Genomic DNA, 24,433 nt, shown 5'->3' with positions numbered 1-24,433 from the left:
GGCCCCTTGCCCCCTGACCAGCCAGGTCCGTAACCAAGTCCAGCCCAATCTAAGCGGACTTGTGGCCACACGAGCGTTACCGCGCCCACAAAAGGGGCGCGGGGAACTGCGCGAGCAACCCAAGACGGCCCGCAGCCGAACGACAACGCATCCGCGTAGCGGCGCCCCGCTATGTCCGCCAAGGACAACGAATCCACCGCACCACTCCCCAACGGAGCATGCCAGCACCTGCCCCCGCCCCCTAGCCTGCGAAGAAAGCCAAGGAAGCGTCCAAAACACCCCGCGTCCGCAAACACCCCCGATCATCCAGGGAGCCCCTCATGAGCGCGATTCCGCAGGAGCGCCGCGTCGTCACCGCCATCCCCGGCCCGAAGTCGCAGGAGCTGCAGGCCCGCCGTCTGGAGACGGTGGCCGGCGGCGTGGGCTCCGTGCTGCCCGTCTTCACCGCGCGCGCGGGCGGCGGCATCATCGAGGACGTCGACGGCAACCGCCTGATCGACTTCGGCTCCGGCATCGCCGTGACCTCGGTCGGCGCCTCCGCCGAGGCCGTCGTGCGCCGCGCCGCCGCCCAGCTCGCGGACTTCACCCACACCTGTTTCATGGTCACGCCGTACGAGGGTTACGTGGAGGTCTGCGAGCAGCTCGCCGAGCTGACCCCGGGCGACCACGCCAAGAAGTCCGCGCTGTTCAACAGCGGCGCCGAGGCCGTCGAGAACGCGGTCAAGATCGCCCGTGCGTACACCAAGCGCCAGGCCGTCGTCGTCTTCGACCACGGCTACCACGGCCGTACGAACCTGACGATGGCGCTGACCGCCAAGAACATGCCGTACAAGAACGGCTTCGGCCCCTTCGCGCCCGAGGTCTACCGCGTCCCGGTCGCCTACGGCTACCGCTGGCCGACCGGTGCCGAGAACGCCGGCGCCGAGGCGTCCGCGCAGGCCATCGACATGATCAGCAAGCAGATCGGCGCCGACAACGTCGCCGCGATCATCATCGAGCCGGTGCTCGGCGAGGGCGGCTTCATCGAGCCCGCCAAGGGCTTCCTGCCCGCGATCGCCCAGTTCGCCAAGGACAACGGCATCGTCTTCGTCGCGGACGAGATCCAGTCCGGCTTCTGCCGCACCGGCCAGTGGTTCGCCTGCGAGGACGAGGGCATCGTCCCGGACCTGATCACCACCGCCAAGGGCATCGCGGGCGGTCTGCCGCTCTCCGCCGTGACCGGCCGCGCCGAGATCATGGACGCCGCGCACGCGGGCGGCCTCGGTGGCACCTACGGCGGCAACCCGGTGGCCTGCGCCGGTGCGCTGGGCGCGATCGAGACCATGCGCGAGCTCGACCTCAACGGCAAGGCCAAGCGCATCGAGGAGGTCATGAAGGGCCGCCTCGCCGCCATGGCCGAGAAGTTCGACATCATCGGCGACATCCGTGGCCGCGGCGCCATGATCGCCATCGAGCTGGTCGAGGACCGGGACGGCAAGAAGCCGAACGCGGCCGCCGCCGGCGCGCTGGCCAAGGCCTGCCACGCGGAGGGCCTGCTGGTCCTGACCTGTGGCACCTACGGCAACGTGCTGCGCTTCCTGCCGCCGCTGGTCATCGGCGAGGACCTGCTCAACGAGGGCCTCGACATCATCGAGCAGGCTTTTTCGGCGCTCTGAGGACGCTCGGAGGGTGCTCTGAAGGCGCTCCGATGACGGGCCGGGGACGCGCTGAGCGCAGCCGCGGCCAGAGCCTGTGAAGAAGGTGTGGGGGGCCGATGGCGGGATGGAGTTCCGGCTGTCGGTCCCCCGCTTCCGTGCCGTACGGTTTCTGCAGATGAGAGAAACACCTCGCCCGCAGGAGACTGCGGACGGCTCCAGGGCGGCGCATCCCCAGCCTCGTTCTGGTCGTGCCCTCGCGCACACCGCTGGAGCCTCTGGCTCCGGAATTCCTCACCGATCGGATGGCCGTACGCCCCACACCCCCCGGGGCGCACGGCACACCGGTCGAACCGGCCGTCCCGGAACCTCCCCCCCTGTTCCGGGGCGGCCGGCTTTCCTCTTCTCCGCTCTCGCGGCCCTCACCGCCCTCTTCGCGGTGATCACCTGGCAGGTCGTGGCCGACGGCCCGCTGCGCCGCCTCGACGAGCGCCTGGACCACCATCTCGCGGGGCGCGGCCCCCAGCCCCTGGCGCAGGTCCTCGCCGATCTGGGCAGCATGCCCGTCGCCCTTCCGGTGCTCGCGCTCGCTCTCGGCTACGCGCTGTGGCGCGGCGCCCGGGCGACCGCGCTGATCGCGGCGCTGACCATGGCGGTCGTGCCCGCCCTCGTCGTCCCGCTGAAGACCTGGACCGACCGCGCGGGCCCGCTGACCAGCGACACCGGCTACTACCCGTCGGGCCACACGGCGACGGCGATGGTGGCGTACGGCGTCTCGGCGCTGCTCCTCACCTCGCACGTACGCAGGCGCTGGGTGCTGCCCGTCGTCGCCGGGGTCCTCACGGCGGCGACCGGCACGGGTCTGGTGCTGCACGGCTACCACTGGCCGCTCGACGTGCTGGCCAGCGGCTGCCTGTGCGGGGTGCTGCTGATCGTCGCCTCGATGGGTATGCGTCGAAGTTCCCGGTGAACTGCCCGCCGTCGAACCGTTGAACCGCTGGTCCGCTGGTCCGCGTCGGTCGGCAGTGCCCTGCCGTCCCCTTCAGGTCCACCCCTCCCGCCCCTCCCCCGCGATCCTGGCCGCGGCCTCGTGCATCGCGAGTTCGAGCAGCGAAGGGTCGGTGAGGTTGCCCGAGCCGTCCGGCGGGATCAGCCAGCGCACCCCGCCGGAGACCCGCCCGGGGTACGGCACCACGATCCAGGTGCCCTGACCGGCCCCCCGCACCCCGGTGCCGAGCCAGCGCGCGGCCGTGCCCGGCGGCACGAAGAACCCCAGGCGCGCGTCGCCGAAGTCGGCGAGGACGGGCCCGGGGTGGTCGATGAGGCGGGTCAGTACGTCGAGCGTGGGGTGCCCCAGCTCGCCCGGCAGGATCAGTACGTCCCAGCGCCTGCCGGCGGGGAGGAGCGCGACCCCCAGGGGGTTGCGCTCCCACTCCCACCGGCAGGCGTCGGGATCCGGCGCGACCGATGCCAGCCATTCCACTGCTGTCTTGGCTCCCGAGCCATGCATCTCCCGGTCTTCCTTCCGTGAGCGCGGTGATGCGGTCACGGGTGGAGAGCGGGGTGGGGCTCGGCTATGACGCGGGTTTCGCTACTTGTTGGTAGTGAATTTGGCGCGTCAAGATCCGCCGGTTGTGCGCCGGGCGCTCCACGGGGGGGGCGGGGTAGGTGGCAACCCGCTCAGCTGTCGAAGCCCAGGCCCGCCCTGTCCATCGCCTTCAGCCACAGGTTGCGGCGGCCGCCGTTCGCGTCCGCCCTGGCCAGGGCCCACTTGGTGATGCCGATGCCTGCCCAGGCGACCGGCTCCGGCGGGAACGGGAGGGGCTTCTTGCGGACCATCTCCAGCTCCGTGCGTTCCGTGCGCTCGCCCGAGAGCAGGTCGAGCATCACGTCCGCCCCGAAGCGGGTCGAGCCGACGCCGAGGCCGGTGTATCCGGCGGCGTAGGCGACCTTGCCGCCGTGGGCCGTGCCGAAGAAGGCCGAGAAGCGCGAGCAGGTGTCGATCGCGCCGCCCCAGGTGTGGCTGAAACGCAGCCCTTCCAGCTGCGGGAAGCAGTCGAAGAAGTGCTCGGCCAGCTTCAGATAGGTGGCGGGCCGGTCGTCGTACTCGGCCCGCACCTTCCCGCCGTACTTGTACACCGCGTCGTATCCGCCCCACAGGATGCGGTGGTCGGCGGTGAGCCGGAAGTAGTGGAACTGGTTGGCCGAGTCGCCCAGGCCCTGCCGGTTCTTCCAGCCGATCGAGGCCAGCTGCCCGGCGCTCAGCGGCTCGGTCATCAGCGCGTAGTCGTAGACCGGCACGGTGTACGCGCGCACCCGCTTGACCAGCGACGGGAACACATTGGTGCCGAGCGCCACCCGGCGGGCGCGGATGCGTCCGTACGGGGTGCGCACCGCCATGCCCGGTCCCGCCGACACCAGGTCGAGGCCGGGGGTGTGCTCGTAGATCCGTACACCCAGTTCCAGACAGGCGCGCTTCAGGCCCCAGGCCAGCTTGGCGGGGTGGAGCATGGCGACGCCGCGCCGGTCCCAGAGGCCGCCGAGGAAGGTCGGCGAGTGGACCTCGGCCCGCATCGCGTCCCGGTCCAGGAGTTCCAGGCCCTCGAAGCCGAGCCCCACCGCCTCCTCGTACATCTCGTGGAGCTCGTCGAGCTGGTGCGGTTCGGTGGCCACGTCGATCTCGCCGGTGCGCTCGAAGTCGCAGTCCAGTGAGTAGCGGGCGACGGCCGCCTCGATGGCGTCGAGGTTGGCCGCGCCGAGCCGTTCCAGGGTGGGCATCTCGTCGGGCCAGCGGGCCAGGCCGTTGCCGAGGCCGTGGGTGAGGGAGGCGGCGCAGAAGCCGCCGTTGCGGCCCGACGCGGCCCAGCCGATCTCCTTGCCCTCGATGAGCACGACATCGCGTTGCGGGTCGCGCTCCTTGGCCAGGAGCGCGGTCCACAGTCCGCTGTAGCCGCCGCCGACGACGAGCAGATCGCACCGCTCGTCGCCCGCGAGCGCGGGGTGGGCACCGGGCCTGCCCGGGTCCTCCAGCCAGAAGGGGACGGGCTGGGCGTCCGTGAGTGATTGGGCTGCGGCACTGCTCATGGCTCGGGTTGCGGCCATGATTTCCAACTCCCTCGAAGGGTTCGGCAGTTGTTGCTTAGGCTTTTGCACCTTTGTTGCGCCGGTTCGCGACGAGCTGGCCGGCGACGACCACCACCACGGCGATGACGAACATCGCCGTACCGATGACATTGATCTGAACGGGCGTGCCCCGCTGGGCGGATCCCCAGACGAACATGGGAAACGTCACGGTGGAGCCCGCGTTGAAATTGGTGATGATGAAATCGTCGAAGGAGAGCGCGAAGGCGAGCAGCGCGCCCGCGACGATTCCGGGGGCGGCGATCGGCAGGGTGACCCGGACGAACGTCTGGACCGGTCCCGCGTAGAGATCGCGCGCGGCCTCCTCAAGGCGCGGGTCCATCGACATCACGCGCGCCTTGACCGCCGTCACCACGAAGCTCAGGCAGAACATGATGTGCGCGATGAGGATGGTCCAGAAGCCGAGCTGCGCGCCCAGGTTGAGGAAGAGCGTGAGGAGCGAGGCGGCCATCACGACCTCGGGCATCGCCATCGGCAGGAAGATCAGCGAGTTGATCGCGCCGCGCGCCCGGAACCGGTAGCGGACCAGGGCGAACGCGATCATCGTGCCGAGCACGGTCGCGCCGACCGTCGCCCAGGTCGCGATCTGCAGCGAGAGCGAGAGCGAGCCGCACATGTCGGCGACGCCGCAGGGGTCCTGCCAGGCGTCGGTGGAGAACCGCGTCCAGGAGTAGTTGAAGCGCCCGTTCGGCTTGTTGAACGAGAACACCATCACGACGACGTTCGGCAGGATCAAGTACGCGAGGGTCAGCAGTCCCGCGATCACGATCACATTGCGTCGGAGCCAGCGCATTTAGACCAGGTCCTCCGTCCCGGCTCGGCGGATGTAGACGGTGACCATGACCAGGACGATCGCCATCAGGATGAAGGAGAGGGCGGCGGCCGTCGGATAGTCGAGGACCCGCAGGAACTGCGACTGGATGACGTTGCCGACCATCTTCTGATCGGTGGAGCCGAGCAGTTCGGCGTTCACGTAGTCGCCGCTCGCCGGGATGAAGGTGAGCAGCGTGCCCGAGACGACACCCGGCATGGAAAGCGGGAACGTCACCTTGCGGAAGGTGGTCGCGGGGGTCGCGTACAGATCGCCGGCCGCCTCGTGCAGCCTCGGGTCGATCCGTTCGAGCGAGGTGTAGAGCGGCAGGATCATGAACGGCAGGAAGTTGTACGTGAGTCCGCAGACCACCGCCATGGGCGTGGCGAGCACGCGGTTGCCCTCGGTCCAGCCCAGCCAGTTCGTCACGTCCAGCACATGCAGCGTGTTGAGCGCGTGCACCACCGGTCCGCCGTCGGCCAGGATCGTCTTCCAGGCGAGCGTGCGGATCAGGAAGCTGGTGAAGAACGGCGCGATGACCAGCACCAGGATCACATTGCGCCAGCGGCCCGCCTTGAAGGCGATGAGATACGCGAGCGGATACCCGAGCAGCAGACACAGCACGGTCGCGGTGCCCGCGTACAGCAGGGAGCGCACGAACTGCGGGTAGTACTCCTTGAAGGCGTCCCAGTAGGTCTGGAAGTGCCAGGTGACCTGGAAGCCCTTCTCCAGGGAGCCGGTCTGCACCGAGGTCGATGCCTGGTAGACCATCGGCAGCGCGAAGAAGACGATCAGCCAGAGGATGCCGGGCAGCAGCAGCCAGTAGGGCACCAGGCGCTTGCGCGCCGACGCCTTGCGTACGGGGAGGTCGGCGGCCGGGGGCGCCTCGGTCAGGGCGCTCACGCGGCGCCCTCGACCTTCTCCACGCCCGCGTCGATCGCCTGCGCCGCATCGAGGCCGAAGGTGTGCGCCGGGTTCCAGTGCAGGACGACCTCGGCGCCGGGCACCAGGCGGGTGTCACGCTCGATGTTCTGCTCGTAGACCGCGAGGCCGGAGCCCGCCGGGGAGTCGATGACGTACTGCGTGGAGACGCCGATGAAGGAGGAGTCGACGATCGTGCCCGGGACGCGGTTGCGGCCGTCCGCTATCGCGGACTCGTCGTCCCGGTGGGCCAGCGAGATCTTCTCGGGGCGCACCCCGACGAGGATCTTGCCGCCGTCCTTGGCGGGGGCCGAACATCGCCCGCCGGGCAGCGTCAGCTTGGCGCCGCCCGCCGTGACGACGACGTCCTCGCCCCTGGTGGCGACGACCTCGGCCTCGATGAGGTTGGAGGTGCCCAGGAAGTTCGCCACGAACGTGGTCCTGGGGTTCTCGTAGAGGTCGGCCGGGGCGCCCAGCTGCTCGACGCGCCCGCCGTTCATCACCGCGACCGTGTCGGCCATGGTCATGGCCTCCTCCTGGTCGTGGGTGACGTGGATGAAGGTGATGCCGACCTCGGTCTGGATGCGCTTGAGCTCCAGCTGCATCTGGCGGCGCAGCTTGAGGTCGAGGGCGCCGAGCGGCTCGTCCAGGAGCAGCACCTGGGGGTGGTTGATGAGCGCGCGGGCGACCGCCACGCGCTGCTGCTGGCCGCCGGAGAGCTGGTGCGGCTTGCGCTTGGCGAAGTCGCCCAGCTGGACGAGCTCCAGCATGTCGTCGACCTGCTTCTTCACCGACTTGATGCCCCGCCGGCGCAGCCCGAAGGCGATGTTCTCGCTGACGTCGAGGTGCGGGAAGAGCGCGTACGACTGGAAGACGGTGTTCACCGGCCGCTTGTACGGCGGCAGGTCGGTGACGTCCTTGTCGCCGAGGAAGACGGTCCCGGTGGTGGGCTCCTCCAGGCCGGCGATCATGCGCAGGGTGGTGGTCTTGCCGCATCCGGAGGCGCCGAGCAGGGCGAAGAACGAGCCCTGCGGGACGGTGAGTTCGAGCGGATGGACAGCGGTGAACGAGCCGTACGTCTTGCTGATCCCGGTGAGGCGGACGTCGCCGCCGTCGTTCTTGTCGTCAGTCATGGGTTGCGATCCCAGGGGTGGAGAGGGCTGAGGGGAAAGTGGGGGGAGGGCGGGCGCCGCTGTCACGCGCCGATGAGCTTGCCGAACTTCTGCTCGTACGCGGTCTCCTCGGCGCTGCTGAGCGAGCGGAAGGAGTGGGCCTTGGCGGCCATCGCCTTGTCGGGGAGGATCAGCGTGTTCTCCGCCAGCTTCGGATCGATCCTGGCCAGCTCCTCGCGTACGCCGTCCACGGGGCAGACGTAGTTGATGAACGCGGCGAGCTTGGCCGCGACCGGCGGCTCGTAGTAGTAGTCGATCAGCCGCTCGGCGTTGGCCTGGTGGCGGGCGTTGGCCGGGATGAGCAGGTTGTCGCTGGAGAGCATGTAACCGGCCGCCGGGACGGCGTACTTGATGTCCGGGTTGTCGGACTGGAGCTGGGTGATGTCGCCGCCCCAGGCCACGCACGCGGCGAGGTCGCCCTTGTCCAGGTCGCCGGTGTAGTCGTTGCCGGTGAAGCGCCGGATCTGCTTCGTGTCGACGCCCTTCTGGAGCCGGCCGACCGCCGCGTCGAAGTCGGCGTCGGCGAAGTTCGCCGGGTCCTTGCCCATGTCGAGCAGGGTCATCCCGATCGTGTCGCGCATCTCGGTCAGGAAGCCCACCCGGCCCTTCAGGGAGGGGTCGTCGAGCAGCTGCGAGATGGAGTCGACCCTCTTGCCGCCGGTCGCCTTGGAGTTGTACGCGATGACGGTCGGGATGCCGGTCCAGGGATACGAGTAGGCCCGGCCCGGGTCCCAGTCGGGGCTGCGGAAGGAGGCGGAGAGGTTGGCGTAGGCGTGCGGCAGCAGGGACGCGTCGAGCTTCTGCGCCCAGCCGAGCCGGATGAGCCGCCCGGCCAGCCAGTCGGTGAGCACGATGAGGTCGCGGCCGATGTCCTGGCCCGCCGCCAGCTGCGGCTTGATCTTGCCGAAGAACTCGACGTTGTCGTTGATGTCCTCGGTGTACTTGACCTGGATCCCGGTGCGCTTGGTGAACGCCTCCAGCGTCGGCCGGTGCTTCTTGTCGTCGCTGACGTCGATGTACTCGGTCCAGCTGGAGAAGTTGATCTCCTTCTCGGTGGCCGAGTGGTCGTGGGACGCCGAGGCCGTGCCGTCCGACCGCTTGGCGGCCGGGATGCCGCAGGCGGTGAGCCCCGCGAGCGAACCGACGGTGAGCGCGCCGAATCCGGTGGCGCGCAGCACCGAGCGGCGGGTGAGCGCGCCCCGGCCGCTGGTCAGAGAGCGCCGTATGGCGGCCGCCTGGGCCGCGGAGAGGCGGTCCGGCTCGTACTGCTCCATGCGCTGTATGCCCTTCCGGGTGGAGGTGACGGCCGCTGGTCAGGCGCCCGGCACGCGGCCAAGCCGCAAACGGATGGTTATCGGTCCCCGAAGATCGTGCGGTGCCAGTCCTTCGCGGCGACCGCGGTGTTGTCGTACATCACATGCTTGACCTGCGTGTATTCCTCGAAGGAGTACGCCGACATGTCCTTTCCGAAGCCGCTCGCCTTGAAGCCGCCGTGCGGCATCTCGCTGATGATCGGAATGTGGTCGTTGACCCAGACACAGCCCGCCTTGATCTCCCGCGTCGCCCGGCCCGCCCGGTAGACGTCCCGGCTCCAGGCGGAGGCGGCCAGGCCGTACGGGGTGTCGTTGGCGAGCGCGATGCCCTCGTCGTCACCGTCGAAGGGCAGCACGACGAGGACCGGCCCGAAGATCTCCGACTGGACGACCTCGCTGTCCTGGGCGGCGTCGGCGATCAGGGTCGGGAGATAGAAGGCGCCGGGGTTCTCGGGCGCCGCGCCGCCGGTGACCACGCGCGCGTAGGCGCGGGCCCGCTCGACGAAGCCCGCCACCCGGTCGCGGTGGACATGGCTGATGAGCGGGCCGAGATCGGTCGCCGAATCGAACGGGTCGCCGACGCGGACGGTCGCGAAGAGGTCCGCGACCCCGGCCACGAAGGCGTCGTAGAGCGGCCGTTGCACATACGCGCGCGTGGCGGCGGTGCAGTCCTGGCCGGAGTTGATGAGGCAGGCGGCGACCGCTCCGTGGACGGCGGCTTCGAGGTCCGCGTCGTCGAAGACGACGAAGGGGGCCTTGCCGCCGAGTTCGAGATGCAGGCGCTTGACCGTGCCGGTGGCGATCTCGGCGACCCGCTTGCCGACCGGGGTGGAGCCGGTGAACGAGGTCATCACGACGTCGGGGTGCCCGACCAGATGCTCCCCGGCGTCCCGGCCCGCCCCGCAGACGATGTTGACGACGCCGTCCGGGAACCCGGCGGCGGTCGCGGCCTCGGCGAAGAGCAGCGAGGTCAGCGGGGTGATCTCGGCGGGCTTGAGGACGATGGTGTTCCCGGCCGCGATCGCCGGGAGCACCTTCCAGGCGGCCATCTGGAGCGGATAGTTCCAGGGCGCGATGGACCCGACGACACCGATGGCCTCACGGCGTACGTACGAGGTGTGGTCACCGGAGTACTCGCCGGCCGACTGCCCCTGGAGGTGGCGGGCCGCACCGGCGAAGAAGGCGGTGTTGTCGATCGTGCCCGGAACGTCGAACTCCCGGCTCAGCTTGATCGGCTTGCCGCACTGCAACGACTCGGCCTGCGCGAACTCCTCGGCGCGCTCGGCCAGGACACCGGCGAAGCGGTGCAGCGCGTCGGAGCGCTCGGCCGGGGTCGCCCCCGCCCAGCCCGGGAACGCCTTCTTGGCGGCCGCCACGGCCGCGTCCACATCGGCGGTGCCCGCCAGTTCGTACGTGTACACCGCCTCGCCGGTCGCCGGGTCCACGACCTGCTGCTCGCGCCCGGAGGTGCCCGGCCGCAGCCGCCCTGCGATGTACTGCGCGCCTGCCTCGAAACGGTCCTGCGCCGGGAAGCGGCCCACGCGCTCGCTGCTGCTCTCGCCGCTGCTGCTGTTGCCCATCTCGCTCACGGTCTCCGTAGCTCCAGCTCGATTTGAGTGCCGATCCTGACAGAGCGGCATCTCGCCAACAAGTGATTCCGTTGTTGCCTTTTGGTTACGCGACGGAATCTGTCGACCATGTGTCGCGTCCGGCTGTAAATACCCGTACGGAGTGTCAGTGGCGCATGCCAGACTCGCGTGCATGGAGAAGATCGACAATTTGATCGCGCAGGTCAAGGATGGTGAGAGGGTCAAGTTCTTGCACTTCTGGGGGCACACGCCCCGGCGGGACGGGAGCCTGGGACCGAGCTGTTTCAGCCAGTGGTGGCCGTCGCCGTTCACCGTGGACGGCGTCGAGTACGCGACGGCCGAGCACTGGATGATGGCGTCCAAGGCGCGGCTGTTCGGCGACGCGGAGGCCGAGCGGGCGGCGCTTGAGGCCACCTCTGCGGCCGTGGCCAAGAAGGCGGGGCGGCTGGTCCGCGGCTACGACGACGCGGTGTGGGAGCGGGAGCGGTACGGGATCGTGGTGGCGGGAAGCGTCCACAAGTTCCGGTCCGACGCGGCGCTTCGGGAGTACCTGCTGTCCACCGGCGACCGCGTGCTGGTCGAGGCGAGTCCGTTGGACCGGATCTGGGGCATCGGGCTCGCCGCGGACGCGCCTGCGGCCGATGACCCCTCGCGCTGGCGCGGGCTGAACCTTCTGGGCTTCGCCCTCATGGATGCCCGTGAGGCGCTGCGCGCGGAGTAGTTGGTCGGGTGCGGGTCGGCTGTGGCTGGTCGCGCAGTTCCCCGCGCCCCTTGATGGCCTCCGGGACCGTGAAGGCACCCGAGGCCGCGAAGGCGCCCCGCGCCGGACCCGCCTCCTAGACCGCCTCGCCCTCGCCCACCATCAGGGACGTCGCGAACGGGTCGTCCGCCGTGGACGAGTCGTCGTTGTTGTGGTGGTTGTGGGCCACCGCCCAGATCATCAGGCCGAGGAAGACACCGCTGACCGCGATGCCGACCGCGCCCAGGATGATCCCGGCCAGGGACTGGCCGCCGTTGGTGGACTGGCCGCGCTTGGCCCGGCCCCGCCCGAGGAAGCCGAAGATCAGCGCGAGGATGCCCAGGATGATGCCGAGGCCCCACAGGCAGAAGAGGACCACGGAGAGGATGCCGAGGACCATCGCGGCGGTGCCGAAGCCGTTCAGCGGGGCGCCCATGCCGGTCCAGCCGGGGTGCCCGTAGGCGTACCCGGGATAGTCGGGGTATCCGGGGTAGGCCGGGTAGCCGTAGCTGCCCGGGACCGCCTGGCCGGGGCCGCCCGGCGCGGTCGGGGGCGGCGGCACGGGACCGGCCCACCCCTGGCCGCCGACGGGCCCCGCAGGGCCCACCGGCGTGGTGGGCGGGGCGTAACCGGACGCGGGCGTCGCGTCGGAGGGGGCGGCCGGCATCGACGTGACCGTCGGCTGGTTGTGCACGGCCTGCCCCGGCGCGCCCTGGCCGGTCGGCGGCTGGTCGCTCACGGTCCGGCCGTGCCCCGGCTTGTCCAGCTCGACCTTGCGCTCCGGCGGTGCCCACGGGTCCACGGGCTCGGAGTCCCGGGACGACTGATCGCGGTGGTCTGACATGGGCCTCCCCCATCGTGGTTCCGACATGCTAAAGCTCGCGCCCCGGGGCCGGACCGGTGGATCCGGCCTGGGACGCGGGGTCCGCCCCGCCTAACATGATCCCCGAAGAGCGAAGCGCCCCAGCTGCGGAGGAAACCATGACCGACCTGCACGCGTTCATCGCGGGCCTGCCCAAGGCCGAGCTCCATGTGCACCACGTCGGCTCGGCCTCGCCCCGCATCGTCTCCGAACTCGCCGCCCGGCACGCCGACTCGAAGGTCCCCACCGACCCCGAGGCGCTCGCCGACTACTTCACGTTCACCGACTTCGCGCACTTCATCGAGGTCTATCTGTCGGTCGTGGACCTGATCCGCACCCCGGAAGATGTGCGGCTTCTCACGTACGAGATCGCCCGGGACATGGCCCGGCAGAACATCCGGTACGCCGAGCTGACCATCACCCCGTTCTCCTCCACCCGCCGGGGCATCGACGAGCGCGCCTTCATGGACGCGATCGAGGACGCCCGCACGGCGGCCGAGCGCGAGCTGGGCACCGTGCTGCGCTGGTGCTTCGACATCCCGGGCGAGGCGGGTCCCGATGCCGCCGCCGAGACCGCCCGGCTGGCCACCTCCGACCGGCTGCGCCCGGAGGGTCTGATCTCCTTCGGCCTCGGCGGCCCGGAGATCGGCGTCCCGCGCCCCCAGTTCAAGCCGTACTTCGACCAGGCCATCGCCGCCGGGCTGCACTCGGTGCCGCACTCGGGCGAGTCCACCGGACCGCAGTCCATCTGGGACGCCCTGAACGACCTGCGGGCCGAGCGCATCGGCCACGGCACCAGCGCCACCCAGGACCCGGATCTGCTGAAGCACCTCGCCGACCACCGGATCGCCCTGGAGGTCTGCCCGACCTCCAACCTCGCCACCCGTGTCGTCACCGACATCGACCGGCACCCCATCAAGGAGATGGTGCAGGCCGGCGTCCTCGTCACGATCAACAGCGACGACCCGCCGATGTTCGGCAGCGACCTGAACAACGAGTACGCGGTCGCCGCCCGCCTCCTGGAGCTGGACGAGCGGGGCGTCGCCGACCTCGCCAAGAACGCCGTCGAGGCATCCTTCCTGGATCCGGCCGGCAAGGCGAAGCTCGCCGCCGAGATCGACGCGTACACGATGAAGTGGCCGGTCCCGTAACGCGCGACAACAATGGGCCCATGCGCACCGTGACTGTCGTGGCCCACCGCGGCGACCCGTACCGCGTCCGCGAGAACACGCTCCCCTCGATCCACTCGGCGATCGAGCGCGGCGCGGACGCGGTCGAGCTCGATGTCCGTCTCACCCGCGACGGCGTTCCCGTGCTGCTGCACGACGACACGCTGGACCGGCTGTGGGGGCACGACCGGCCGCTCTCCTCCCTGCTGTACGAGGATGTGCGCGAGCTGAGCCGGGGCGGCATCCCGACGCTGCGCGCGGCCCTGATGGCGGCGGGCGCGCACCGGGTGATGCTCGATCTGCCGGGCGCGACCGAGGCGTGCGTGCGCGCGGTGGTCGCCATGGTGCAGGAGTGCGGGGCGAGCGAGCGCGTCTACTACTGCGCGGGCGCGGACGCCATGCTGAAGGTGCGCGCCGCCGACCCGTCGGCCGAGATCGCGCTCACCTGGACGACGCTGGCGCCGCCGCGCCCGGAGCTGATCGCGGCGGTCAAGCCGCGCTGGCTCAACTACCGCTTCGGACTGATGAGTTCGGAGCTCGCCGCGCGTGTGCACCGCGACGGCATGCTGGTCTCCGTGTGGACCGCCGACACCCGGCGGACCATGCGCAAACTGATCGAGCGGGGCGTGGACTCGATCACGACGAATCGGGTGGACGCGCTGCGCGCGGTCCTGACGGGGGGTACGGATTGGACGGGGGACGGCTGACCGCACGGCTGCGGTCGGCGAACCCATGGGTGGTCGACATCGGTCTCGCCCTGCTGGTGCAGGCCGCGGTGACGATCCCGTTCCTGACCGAGCGCCCGGCCGGGCTGCCCCCGGCGACCTCGGCGGACTACGGCATGACCACCTTGCTGGTGCTGCCGCTGGTGTGGCGGCGCCGGGCGCCGGTGCGGGTGATGCTGGCGGTCCTGACGGCGGGTTCGCTCTACAAGCTCACGCTGAACGGGCCGGGTCAGCCGCTGCCGTACGCCGGTCTGATCGCGCTCTACACGGTCGCCGCGCTCTGTCCCCTCAGACAGCGATTGTGGGTGGCGGCCTTGGTGGCGGCGCTGATCGCGCCGTCGGTCGCGCTGAACACCCAGGACGTCAGGGAGATGCTGTTCAGCTTCCTCGTCTTCGGTGCGGCGTACGCGTTCGGCCGGCTCACCCACACCCGTCAGGCGTACACGGCGGCCGTCGAGGAGCGGGCCGCGCAGCTGGAGCGGGCCAACCGCATCGAGGCCGAGCAGGCCGCGGCGCGGGAACGGGCCCGTATCGCCCGGGAGATGCACGACATCCTGTCGCACGCCGTCAGCATCATGATCGTCCAGGCCGAGGCGGGGCCGCTGGCGGTGCGGGCCGCGCCCGAGCGGGCCGAGGCGGCGTTCGAGGCGATCTCGGAGACCGGCCGGGACGCGATGGTGCAGCTGCGGCGGATGCTGGGCGTGCTGCGCGAGGCCCCGGAGTCCCCGCGCCGCCCGCAGCCGGGCCTGGCGGAACTGCCCGACCTGATCGGCCGGGTGGCGTCGGGCGGCCCGGATGTCACGTACGGGACGACGGGCGCACCCCGGGCGCTGCCGCCGGATCTGGAGACGGCGCTGTACCGGATCACGCAGGAGGCGCTGACGAACGCGGTGAAACACGCGCGGGCGGACCGCATCTCGGTCCACCTCGCCTACGAGGAGGACGAGTTGACGCTCACCGTCACGGACGACGGGCGCGGCCCCGGCGCCGCCTCCGGTCCCGGCACGGGCCACGGTCTGATCGGCATCACCGAACGCGCGGCCGCGCATGGCGGCACGGCGTGGGCGGGCGCGGGCCCGGACGGCGGGTTCCGGGTCCGGGCGAGCCTCCCCCACCCCGCGCCCGACACCCCGAGGACGGGTGCCCTGTTGCTGAACACGGAGGTGTGAGGAGTGACGATCCGCGTAGTCGTCGCCGACGACCAGGAGCTCGTCCGCAGCGGGTTCGCCCTGATCCTGGGCGTCCAGGACGACATCGAGGTGGTGGCCGAAGTCGGCGACGGGGCGAGCGCGGTGGAGGCCGTACGCCGGCTGCGCCCGGACGTCGCCCTGCTCGACATCCGGATGCCCGGCACCGACGGCATCGAGGCGTGCCGCGCCATCAGCGCCGAGAGCGCCTGCCGGACCGTCATGCTGACCACGTTCGACTCCGACGAGTATGTGTACGCGGCCCTGCACGCCGGGGCCAGCGGGTTTCTGCTCAAGGACGTGCGGCGGGACGATCTCGTGCACGCGGTGCGGGTGGTGGCGGCCGGCGAGTCGCTGGTGGCGCCGTCGGTGGCGCGACGGCTCATCGCCGAGTACACCTCCCGCCCGGCGGCCGCGCCCGCACCGGCCTCCGGTCGCCTCGACGTCCTGACCACGCGCGAACGCGAGACGCTGGTGCTGCTCGGGCGCGGTCTGTCCAACGCCGAGATCGCGGCCGAGCTCACCGTCTCCGAGCACACGGTGAAGACCCATGTCGGCAATGTGCTGGCGAAGTTGGGGCTGCGCGACCGTATCCAGGCGGTGATCTGCGCGTACGAGACGGGCCTGATCGCGGCGGGGACACCGGCCGGACCCTGAGAGCCCGAGGCGCGGGCCTCCCCCGCCAGGAGGAGGCTCGCGCCCGGTACTCCCCCGCGCAGGGGAGGAAACCCGTCCCCCACAACCGCTCGCCAAGGCGATCCCCCGTACGGCCGTGATCAGCAGGATGGAATCCGTCAGCACGACGACCGACCCGCCGACGGAGGCCACGCCATGAACGCCCGTACCCGCACCACGCTGATCGCCACCGCCCTGGTCCTGGGGATCGCCGCGGGCCCGGCCACCGCCGCCTCCCCGGCCGCCGCCCAGGCTCCGGCCGCGAGCCACCGGGACACCGGCTCCCTCGACACCGCCGCCCTGAAGGCGGCCATAGCCGACGCGGGCAGGCCCGGCGCCGACGCGACCGCCGCGCTCGTACGGGTCGGGGGCACGGAAGGGACCTGGCGCGGCAGCACGGGCGTGCACGACATCGAGACCAACCGCCCGGCCGACCCCGGCGCCCGCTTCCGCGCCGGTTCGGTGACCAAGGTCTTCACGGCGGCCGTGGTGCTCCAGCTGGCGGGCGAGGGCAGGGTCGACCTGAACCGGCCGGTCCGCGGCTATCTGCCCGATCTGATCCCGGCGGCGTACGACAAGGTCACCGTGCGCCAGCTGCTCAACCACACCAGCGGTATCCCGTCCGTCGGCTCGGGCGGCGACGGCCTGGACTACTGGTACGCGCACCGTCTGGAGAGCCGCGATGCGGCCGACGTGGTGCGCGAGGCGACCGCGCAGAAGCCGGACTTCGCGCCCGGCACCAAGCAGCACTACGACAACATCGGCTACACGGTCGCCGGTCTGCTGATCGAGCGCGTCACCGGAGAATCGTTCGCCCAGCAGCTCTCGCGCCGCATCCTGCGGCCGCTCCACCTCGCCGACACCTCCGTCACCGGCGCCGCCACCACGATCCGGGGCCGCCACAACCACGGCTACCAGGTCTTCACCGCGCCGGACGGTTCCTCGCAGCTGCGGGACGTGTCGGTGTGGGGCGAGGGCGACACCTTCGCGGCGGGCGATCTGATCTCGACCACCGCCGACCTGGAGCGCTTCACCCGCGCCCTGTTCACCGGCCATGTGGTGCGCGGGCCGCTGCTCAAGGAGATGTTCACGCTGCCGGACGCGTCGGTGCGCGATATGAAGACGGGCAAGCGGGCCTCCTACAGCGCGGGCCTGACGACGCTGCGGATGGGCGGCCGTGACGTGTGGGGCAAGACGGGCGGGCGCTGGGGCTACACCACCCTGATCGGGGGCGCCGTGTCCCCCACCGGCGAGCTGACGCGGACCCTCGTCTACAGCGTCAACTCCACGGACGCCAAGGGCACGGACATGAACCGCACGGCCCAGCGGCTCATGATCGCGGCCTTCGGCACCCCGGACGCCTCCTGACCCACCGCCCCCGCTTCACACGGGCGCCGGTCCCCTCGCGGGCCCCTGCCGCCTCTACAGCCCCACTATCGAGTTCCACCTCTTCGCGAACTCCACCCGCTCCTCGGAGGTGATGTCCCGGGCGATGGCGAGCCGTTGGCGCATCGTCGCGTCCGGGAAGATCAGCGGGTCCTCGGCGAGTTCGGCCCGGTCCTTGTCCTTGGAGGCGGCCAGCACCTCGCGCGCGGCCGGGACCGGGCAGACGTAGTTGACCCACACCGCCAGCTCCGCCGCCACATGCGGGTCGTAGTAGTAGTCGATCAGCGCCTCCGCGTTGGCCTTGTGCGCGGCCAGGTCGGGGATCATCATCGACTCGGCCCACAGCTCGGCGCCCTCCTCGGGCACCACGAACTCGATGTCGGGGTTGTCCGCCCGGAGCTGGATCACGTCGCCCGAGTACGCCTGGCAGGCCAGCACATCGCCGGTGGACAGGTCCTTGATGTAGTCGTTGCCGGTGAAGCGGCGTATCTGCTTCTTGCGCACCTGCTTCTCGACCCGGTCGCACATCCGGTGGAAGTCGTCGGCGGTCCAGCGCGTCACATCGACGCCGTCGCCCTGCATCAGCAGCGCGAACGACTCGTCGAGGCCCGACAACAGCGTCACCTTGCCCGCGAGGCGCGGGTCCCACAGGTCGGCGGTGTGCTTGATCTCGCGGCCGAGCTTCTTCTTGTTGTACGCGATGCCGGTGATCCCGGACTGCCAGGGCACGCTGTGCAGCCGCCCCTTGTCGAAGGCGGGCGAAGTCAGCTGCGGATCCAGGTACTTGGCGACGTTCGACTGGTGGGAGCGGTCCATCTCCTGCACCCAGCCGAGCCGGACGAACCGGGCCGCCATCCAGTCGCTGACCACGATGATGTCCCGGCCGGTCGCCTGATGGTTCATCAGCGCCGGGCTGATCTTGCCGAAGAACTCGTCGTTGTCGTTGATCTCCTCGGTGTACGTGACGGAGATCCCGGTCGCCTTGGTGAACGCTTCGAGGGTGGGCCGCTTCGACTTGTCGTGCTCGTCGGTGTCGATGTAGAGCGGCCAGTTGGCGAAGGTCAGCCGGTGCTCGGCGGCCGAGCGGTCACGGGCCGCGCGCTCACCGGGTCCGACGTACGCCGCGGGCACACCGCAGCCCGCCAGCGCGGCGGCTGCGGCTCCGCCGCCCAGGACACGCAGGAGGTGGCGGCGGGAGAGGTTGTTCATGGGGGTCGCTGGCACCCCGGCAGGATGCCCGGACCTGCGTGTACGGGGCAATGGACGCTGCGTACACCCGTACGCGGCTGGCCCGACAAGGTGTCGACCGGAGCCGTTCCGCTGGAAGTGGGCGGCTTTCGGCTGCGGACCGTGGGGGCTGGTCGCGCAGTTCCCCGCGCCCCTGAAGGGGCGCGAGGCAACCGCATGGGGGGATCAGCCCTCGTACGACGTCATCACGTGCTTGATGCGCGTGTAGTCCTCGAAGCCGTACGCCGACAGGTCCTTGCCGTAACCCGACTTCTTGAAGCCGCCGTGCGGCATCTCCGCGACCAGCGGGATGTGCGTGTTGATCCAGACGCAGCCGAAGTCCAGGTACTTGGACATGCGCATCGCGCGGGCGTGGTCCTTCGTCCAGACCGAGGAGGCGAGCGCGTACTCGACGCCGTTCGCGTACTCCAGGGCCTGCTTCTCGTCGCTGAAGGACTGGACGGTGATGACCGGGCCGAAGACCTCGTTCTGGATGATCTCGTCGTCCTGCTTGAGGCCGGAGACGACGGTCGGGGCGTAGAAGTAGCCCTTGTCGCCGACCCGGTGGCCGCCCGCCTCGACCTTGGCGTGGGCGGGCAGGCGCTCGATGAAGCCGGTGACCTGCTTCAGCTGGTTGGCGTTGTTGAGCGGGCCGTACAGCACGTCCTCGTCGTCCGGCCGGCCGGTCTTGGTGTCGGCGGCGGCCTTGGCGAGCGCGGTGACGAACTCGTCGTGGATGGACTCGTGCACCAGGACGCGGGTCGCGGCCGTACAGTCCTGACCGGCGTTGAAGTAGCCCGCGACCGCGATGTCCTCGACGGCCTTGGCGATGTCGGCGTCCTCGAAGACGACGACCGGGGCCTTGCCGCCGAGCTCCAGGTGGACGCGCTTGACGTCCTTGGCCGCCGACTCGGCGACCTGCATGCCGGCCCGTACGGAACCGGTGATGGAGGCCATCGCGGGGGTGGGGTGCTCGACCATGGCGCGGCCGGTGTCGCGGTCGCCGCAGATGACGTTGAAGACGCCCTTGGGGTGGCCGAGCTCCTCCAGCACGCCGCCGATGATCTCGGCGATCAGCACGGTCGAGGCGGGCGTGGTGTCCGACGGCTTGAGGACGACCGTGTTGCCCGCGGCGAGCGCCGGGGCGAACTTCCACACGGCCATCATCATCGGGTAGTTCCACGGCGCGACCTGCGCGCAGACGCCGACCGGCTCACGGCGGACGATCGAGGTCATCCCCTCCATGTACTCGCCGGCCGAGCGGCCTTCGAGCAGCCGGGCCGCGCCCGCGAAGAAGCGGATCTGGTCCACCATCGGCGGGATCTCCTCGCTCGCGGTGAGCGCGAGCGGCTTGCCGGTGTTCTCCGACTCGGCGGCGATCAGGTCCTCGGCGCGCTCCTCGAAGGCGTCCGCGATCTTCAGCAGGACCTTCTGGCGCTCGGCCGGGGTGGTGTCGCGCCAGGCCGGGAAGGCCGCGGCGGCGGCGGCCATGGCGGCGTCGACGTCCGCCTGGCCGGAGAGCGGCGAGGTGGCGTACACCTCGCCCGTGGCCGGGTTGACCACCTCGATGGTCCGCCCGTCAGCGGCGTCCCTGAACTCTCCGGCAATGTAATTGCGTAGTTTGCGCAGCTGCCGCAGTTCGGTGGTCACGTTGCCGGCCTCCCGGTCCGATGGGATCGGACGCCTTCGTCCGATCTCCTGCCTGATGTTCCTTGTCCGAGGAGTGAGACACCCCTCCCCGGCCACCCTAGTCGCCCGGGCGACCATTTCGACAGACCCGACCCCCGGCAACTTCGGATTCAGTTCCTGTGAGGTCACGGAACAACGAATTTCATCGCTTTGGGGTTGCGGGACAGACGAGTCGGGGTGCACAGTGGCTCCGTGGCCAGTCGAAGCGCAGACCCCAGAACCGGGAACGGATCTCCCGCCCGTCACCCGACCACCGCCCCTCAAGGAGACGCTCCGCGTCGCAGCGGTGGAACGTCGATCGATGCCGTCTCCCTGGCGATCATCGAGCAGCTCCAAGAGGACGGGCGGCGCCCGTACGCCGCGATCGGCAAGGCCGTGGGCCTGTCCGAGGCGGCCGTGCGCCAGCGCGTGCAGAAGCTGCTCGACCAGGGCGTGATGCAGATCGTCGCCGTCACCGATCCCCTCACCGTGGGGTTCCGGCGCCAGGCGATGGTCGGCATCAACGTCGAGGGCGACCTCGACCCCGTGGCCGACGCCCTGACGGCCATGGCCGAGTGCGAGTACGTGGTGATGACCGCGGGCTCCTTCGACCTGATGGTGGAGGTCGTCTGCGAGGACGACGACCACCTGCTGGACGTCATCAACAAGCGGATCCGCGCCCTCCCCGGCGTGCGCTCCACCGAGAGCTTCGTCTACCTCAAGTTGAAGAAGCAGACCTATATGTGGGGAACCCGATAGCCGTGAGCAAGGACCTGAGCCAGACCGCCTACGACCACCTGTGGATGCACTTCACCCGCATGTCGTCGTACGAGAACGCGCCCGTTCCCACCATCGTGCGGGGCGAGGGCACCTACATCTACGACGACAAGGGCAAGAAGTACCTCGACGGTCTCTCCGGCCTGTTCGTCGTCAACGCCGGCCACGGCCGTCACGAACTCGCCGAGACCGCCTACAAGCAGGCGCAGGAGCTGGCGTTCTTCCCGGTGTGGTCCTACGCCCACCCCAAGGCCGTCGAACTCGCCGAGCGCCTCGCGAACTACGCGCCGGGCGACCTCAACAAGGTCTTCTTCACCACCGGTGGCGGCGAGGCCGTCGAGACCGCGTGGAAGCTGGCGAAGCAGTACCACAAGCTCACCGGCAACCACACCAAGTACAAGGTCATCTCGCGTGCGGTCGCCTACCACGGCACCCCGCAGGGCGCCCTGTCCATCACCGGTCTGCCCGCCCTGAAGGCCCCCTTCGAGCCGCTGGTCCCCGGCGCGCACAAGGTGCCCAACACCAACATCTACCGTGCCCCGATCCACGGCGACGACCCGGAGGCCTTCGGCCGCTGGGCCGCCGACCAGATCGAGCAGGAGATCCTCTTCGAGGGCCCGGACACGGTCGCCGCGGTCTTCCTGGAGCCGGTGCAGAACGCGGGCGGCTGCTTCCCGCCGCCGCCCGGCTACTTCCAGCGGGTCCGCGAGATCTGCGACAAGTACGACGTACTGCTCGTCTCCGACGAGGTCATCTGCGCCTTCGGCCGCCTCGGCACGATGTTCGCCTGCGACAAGTTCGACTACGTGCCGGACATGATCACCTGCGCCAAGGGCATGACCTCGGGCTACTCCCCGATCGGCGCGTGCATCGTCTCGGACAGGATCGCCGAGCCGTTCTACAAGGGCGACAACACCTTCCTGCACGGCTACACCTTCGGCGGCCACCCGGTCTCCGCGGCCGTGGGCCTGGCCAACCTCGACATCTTCGAGCGCGAGGGCCTCAACCAGCACGTGCTCGACAACGAGGGCGCCTTCTTCGACACCCTCAAGAAGCTCCACGACCTGCCGATAGTCGGCGACGTGCGCGGCAACGGCTTCTTCTACGGCATCGAGCTGGTGAAGGACAAGCACACCAAGGAGTCCTTCAACGAGGAGGAGACCGAGCGCGTCCTGTACGGCTTCCTCTCCAAGGCGCTCTTCGAGAACGGCCTTTACTGCCGGGCCGACGACCGGGGCGACCCGGTGGTCCAGCTGGCCCCGCCGCTGATCTCCGACCAGGGGACCTTCGACGAGATCGAGGGCGTGCTGCGCCAGGTGCTGACCGAGGCCTGGACGAAGCTGTAGCGGTACCCGGATCGTCCCCGCGATTCGTCGAAACGCACCGGCCCGGCCGCGCCCATCCGAGTGAGATGGCGCGACCGGGCCGCGTGCTGTGCGCCCCCGTGCTCCCTGAGTCCCTACGGTGCCCAGTGACCGATCGGCCCTGCCTTCGTTCCCCCGTACGGGGGAACGAGGAAATCTGATCTGAACCGAGGTGTACGCCATGGTGGCCCCGCCGGACAACGATGTGCTCTGGGGACGATCCCTGCACCACTCCCACGGCGGCTCGCCCGCCCTGACCGGGGTTTCCATCGGGATCCGCGAGGGCGAGATCCTGGCCGTCGGCGGCCCGCGCGGCAGCGGCAAGACCACCCTGCTGCGCGCCCTGTCGGGCCAGATCGTCCCCACCGAGGGCGAGGTGTGGTTCAACAGCGCACCCGTCCACACCCTCGGCGCGCTCGCCCGCGAACGGCTGCGCCGCGACCGGTTCGGCTGGATCGACCCGGAACCCGCGCTGGTACCGGAGCTCAAGGCGTGGGAGAACGCCGCCCTGCCGCTGCTGCTGCGCGGCATCTCGCACCGCACCGCGAAGAAGGCCGCGCTGGAGTGGCTGGAACGCCTCGACATCGGGGCGTGCGCCCGTAAGCGCCCGTACGCCCTGCTCACCGCGCAGCGCCAGCGCGTGGCGATCGCCCGCGCGCTGGTCACCTCACCGGCGGTGCTGTTCGCCGACGAGCCGACCGCGACGCTGCACCGCGCCGACCGGGCCCAGGTGCTGCGCACCCTGACGGCGGCCGCGCGCTCGCACGCCATCACCACGGTCCTGGCCACCCACGACCCGGACGTCGCGGCGCTCGCCGACCGCACGGTGTGGCTCCTGGACGGCCGCCGGGTCACCGCGGCCGGGGTCACCGGCGCCCCCGACGCGGAGGGCCGCGCCGCGTGCTCGCTCTCCGTCTAGCCCGCGGCAGCCATCCGCTGGTCCTGCTGCGCCGTCTGCTGGTGGCCGCGGCGTCGGCGGGGGTCGGCTTCCTGTTCCTGTGCACCCTGGGTTACGCGGTCGCCCACCCTGGTGGTTCGCTGCTGCGGCTGCTGTGGTGCGCGGTGCCGCTCGCCGCGACCGTGTACTTCGCCGTCGCGGTGGCCCGCACGGACCCCAGTACGCGCCCGCGCACCGGCCTGTCGGCGGTCGGCCTCGGCCCCGGGAAACTGGCCGCGATCGCGGCCGCGTCGACGGCCGTGTCCTGCACGCTCGGCTCCACCGTGGCGCTCGGCGCCTACCTCCATCTGCGCGGCGACATCACCGGGCTGCCCTTCGACGGAGCAGCCGCCGGGCTGCTCGAAGCGGACCGGCCGCTGCCGCCCGCCGCGGCCCTCACCCTGCTCGCGATCCTGCCGGTGACCGCGTCGGCGGCCGCCGGTCTGGCGCTGCGCACGCGCAAGGAGAGCACCGCGAAGAGCCGGGACGAGCGCCGCGCGAGCACCGTACCGCTCGGCCTGCCCTGGGGGATCACCCTGATCACGGCGGGCCTCGCGGTCGAGAGCTGGGCGGGCCGTGGCACCCCGAGCTCGGCCATCCCGCTGCCCGGCCACCCCGACTCCAGCCCGGCCGGGGTACTGGTCGGCTGGCTCCTCACGGCGTTCGGCCTGGCGGTGGCGGGCCCGGCCCTCACCCATCTGTGCGGCCGCCTGCTGCAGTGCGCGCGCCCGGGAGCCGCGCGGCTGCTCGCGGGCCGCGTCCTGATGGCGGAGGCCCGCCGGATCGGACGTCCGCTGGGCGTGGTGTGCGCGGTGGCGTCCGCGATGATCGCCGCGTCGGTGCTGTACGGGGACGAGGCCGGGCCGCATCCGTTCGGCCCGCTGACGGGCCTGGGCGCGGCCCTGGTCACCAGCTGCACGGTGGCGACCCTGCTGACCGCCGCCCTGGAGTCCAAGCACGCCCGCGGCGAGACCACGGCGGCGATGCTGCGCCTGGGCACCCCGGCGAAGGTACTGCGCGCGTCGGCGGCCCTGCGAGCGGCCGCGATCCTGACCGTGTTCGCCCCCCTGACCTGGGGAATCGCGGAACTGGCGGCGCTGCCGCTGACGGGGTGAGGGCGCTTACGGGCTTGCGGA

General features: G+C 70.7%; 22 protein-coding genes. 12 read left to right on the top strand and 10 right to left on the bottom strand.

Going from position 1 to position 24,433, the window contains the following annotated elements; translation table 11 throughout:
* The first annotated feature begins 320 nt into the window (after positions 1-320).
* Both gabT and ACGFRG_RS18060 read left to right on the top strand, forming a co-directional pair.
* Complete coding sequence (gabT, locus tag ACGFRG_RS18065) at positions 321-1,655, top strand: 4-aminobutyrate--2-oxoglutarate transaminase (RefSeq protein WP_393264886.1); 1,335 nt, start codon at positions 321-323, stop codon at positions 1,653-1,655.
* 157 nt (positions 1,656-1,812) lie between these two features.
* Positions 1,813-2,604 (top strand): phosphatase PAP2 family protein, encoded by a 792-nt coding sequence (locus ACGFRG_RS18060; protein WP_393264883.1) that lies wholly within the window; start codon positions 1,813-1,815, stop codon positions 2,602-2,604.
* Positions 2,605-2,676: 72 nt separating this feature from the next.
* Here ACGFRG_RS18060 and ACGFRG_RS18055 read toward each other — a convergent pair whose 3' ends face one another.
* From ACGFRG_RS18055 to ACGFRG_RS18025, 7 genes are all read right to left on the bottom strand, one after another.
* Positions 2,677-3,144 carry a hypothetical protein gene (locus ACGFRG_RS18055; protein ID WP_361420156.1) on the bottom strand — a complete coding sequence of 156 codons (468 nt, stop codon included), beginning with the start codon at positions 3,142-3,144 and terminating at the stop codon, positions 2,677-2,679.
* A gap of 170 nt (positions 3,145-3,314) precedes the next feature.
* A complete protein-coding gene (locus tag ACGFRG_RS18050) occupies positions 3,315-4,736 on the bottom strand; it encodes an FAD-dependent oxidoreductase (RefSeq protein ID WP_361420159.1) in 1,422 nt (473 codons plus the stop codon).
* Between the two features lie 37 nt (positions 4,737-4,773).
* Positions 4,774-5,568, bottom strand: a complete 795-nt coding sequence (locus tag ACGFRG_RS18045; RefSeq protein ID WP_361420162.1) for an ABC transporter permease — start codon at positions 5,566-5,568, stop codon at positions 4,774-4,776.
* On the bottom strand, positions 5,569-6,489 hold the full coding sequence (locus tag ACGFRG_RS18040) for an ABC transporter permease (protein WP_188275340.1): 921 nt from the start codon (positions 6,487-6,489) through the stop codon (positions 5,569-5,571).
* The gene (locus ACGFRG_RS18035) at positions 6,486-7,640 is read right to left on the bottom strand and encodes an ABC transporter ATP-binding protein (RefSeq protein WP_361420167.1); all 1,155 of its coding nucleotides are present in this window, start codon (positions 7,638-7,640) and stop codon (positions 6,486-6,488) included. The genes ACGFRG_RS18040 and ACGFRG_RS18035 overlap by 4 nt, the downstream gene beginning before the upstream one ends.
* A gap of 62 nt (positions 7,641-7,702) precedes the next feature.
* Positions 7,703-8,953 carry a spermidine/putrescine ABC transporter substrate-binding protein gene (locus ACGFRG_RS18030; protein ID WP_393264878.1) on the bottom strand — a complete coding sequence of 417 codons (1,251 nt, stop codon included), beginning with the start codon at positions 8,951-8,953 and terminating at the stop codon, positions 7,703-7,705.
* A 77-nt stretch (positions 8,954-9,030) separates the two neighbouring features.
* Positions 9,031-10,572 (bottom strand): gamma-aminobutyraldehyde dehydrogenase, encoded by a 1,542-nt coding sequence (locus ACGFRG_RS18025; RefSeq protein WP_393264938.1) that lies wholly within the window; start codon positions 10,570-10,572, stop codon positions 9,031-9,033.
* A 181-nt stretch (positions 10,573-10,753) separates the two neighbouring features.
* Here ACGFRG_RS18025 and ACGFRG_RS18020 point away from each other — a divergent pair, with 181 nt between their 5' ends.
* A complete protein-coding gene (locus ACGFRG_RS18020; protein WP_361420173.1) occupies positions 10,754-11,302 on the top strand; it encodes an NADAR family protein in 549 nt (182 codons plus the stop codon).
* 115 nt (positions 11,303-11,417) lie between these two features.
* Here ACGFRG_RS18020 and ACGFRG_RS18015 read toward each other — a convergent pair whose 3' ends face one another.
* A complete protein-coding gene (locus tag ACGFRG_RS18015; protein WP_361420176.1) occupies positions 11,418-12,164 on the bottom strand; it encodes a DUF4190 domain-containing protein in 747 nt (248 codons plus the stop codon).
* 95 nt (positions 12,165-12,259) lie between these two features.
* Between ACGFRG_RS18015 and ACGFRG_RS18010 the strand changes: the two genes are divergently transcribed.
* From ACGFRG_RS18010 to ACGFRG_RS17990, 5 genes are all read left to right on the top strand, one after another.
* Positions 12,260-13,333, top strand: a complete 1,074-nt coding sequence (locus tag ACGFRG_RS18010) for an adenosine deaminase (protein ID WP_393264874.1) — start codon at positions 12,260-12,262, stop codon at positions 13,331-13,333.
* 20 nt (positions 13,334-13,353) lie between these two features.
* The gene (locus tag ACGFRG_RS18005; protein ID WP_361420182.1) at positions 13,354-14,058 is read left to right on the top strand and encodes a glycerophosphodiester phosphodiesterase; all 705 of its coding nucleotides are present in this window, start codon (positions 13,354-13,356) and stop codon (positions 14,056-14,058) included.
* Complete coding sequence (locus ACGFRG_RS18000; RefSeq protein ID WP_361420185.1) at positions 14,040-15,245, top strand: histidine kinase; 1,206 nt, start codon at positions 14,040-14,042, stop codon at positions 15,243-15,245. The genes ACGFRG_RS18005 and ACGFRG_RS18000 overlap by 19 nt, the downstream gene beginning before the upstream one ends.
* A gap of 3 nt (positions 15,246-15,248) precedes the next feature.
* Positions 15,249-15,920, top strand: coding sequence for a response regulator transcription factor (locus tag ACGFRG_RS17995; protein WP_361420188.1), 672 nt, complete (start codon positions 15,249-15,251; stop codon positions 15,918-15,920).
* Between the two features lie 174 nt (positions 15,921-16,094).
* Entirely contained in the window at positions 16,095-17,306 is a 1,212-nt protein-coding gene (locus ACGFRG_RS17990; RefSeq protein WP_393264870.1) for a serine hydrolase domain-containing protein, read from the top strand.
* 54 nt (positions 17,307-17,360) lie between these two features.
* Here ACGFRG_RS17990 and ACGFRG_RS17985 read toward each other — a convergent pair whose 3' ends face one another.
* A complete protein-coding gene (locus tag ACGFRG_RS17985; RefSeq protein ID WP_393264935.1) occupies positions 17,361-18,533 on the bottom strand; it encodes a spermidine/putrescine ABC transporter substrate-binding protein in 1,173 nt (390 codons plus the stop codon).
* Between the two features lie 204 nt (positions 18,534-18,737).
* Positions 18,738-20,201 (bottom strand): gamma-aminobutyraldehyde dehydrogenase, encoded by a 1,464-nt coding sequence (locus tag ACGFRG_RS17980; RefSeq protein WP_393264867.1) that lies wholly within the window; start codon positions 20,199-20,201, stop codon positions 18,738-18,740.
* Between the two features lie 216 nt (positions 20,202-20,417).
* Between ACGFRG_RS17980 and ACGFRG_RS17975 the strand changes: the two genes are divergently transcribed.
* The 4 genes from ACGFRG_RS17975 (at position 20,418) to ACGFRG_RS17960 (ending at position 24,412) form a co-directional block, all read left to right on the top strand.
* Positions 20,418-20,978: an Lrp/AsnC family transcriptional regulator gene (locus ACGFRG_RS17975; RefSeq protein WP_361420197.1), complete on the top strand. Its 561-nt coding sequence runs from the start codon at positions 20,418-20,420 to the stop codon at positions 20,976-20,978.
* The gene (locus ACGFRG_RS17970; RefSeq protein ID WP_393264863.1) at positions 20,963-22,342 is read left to right on the top strand and encodes an aspartate aminotransferase family protein; all 1,380 of its coding nucleotides are present in this window, start codon (positions 20,963-20,965) and stop codon (positions 22,340-22,342) included. The genes ACGFRG_RS17975 and ACGFRG_RS17970 overlap by 16 nt, the downstream gene beginning before the upstream one ends.
* 190 nt (positions 22,343-22,532) lie before the next feature.
* A complete protein-coding gene (locus ACGFRG_RS17965; RefSeq protein WP_393264860.1) occupies positions 22,533-23,279 on the top strand; it encodes an ABC transporter ATP-binding protein in 747 nt (248 codons plus the stop codon).
* Positions 23,261-24,412 carry a hypothetical protein gene (locus tag ACGFRG_RS17960; protein WP_361420206.1) on the top strand — a complete coding sequence of 384 codons (1,152 nt, stop codon included), beginning with the start codon at positions 23,261-23,263 and terminating at the stop codon, positions 24,410-24,412. The genes ACGFRG_RS17965 and ACGFRG_RS17960 overlap by 19 nt, the downstream gene beginning before the upstream one ends.
* Positions 24,413-24,433 lie beyond the last annotated feature (21 nt).

It is taken from the genome of Streptomyces sp. NPDC048696 (assembly GCF_043198895.1).
In the GTDB taxonomy this organism is placed as follows: domain Bacteria; phylum Actinomycetota; class Actinomycetes; order Streptomycetales; family Streptomycetaceae; genus Streptomyces.
The sequence above is the reverse complement of the archived record's forward strand: the minus strand, read 5'-3'. Positions and strand labels throughout refer to the sequence as shown.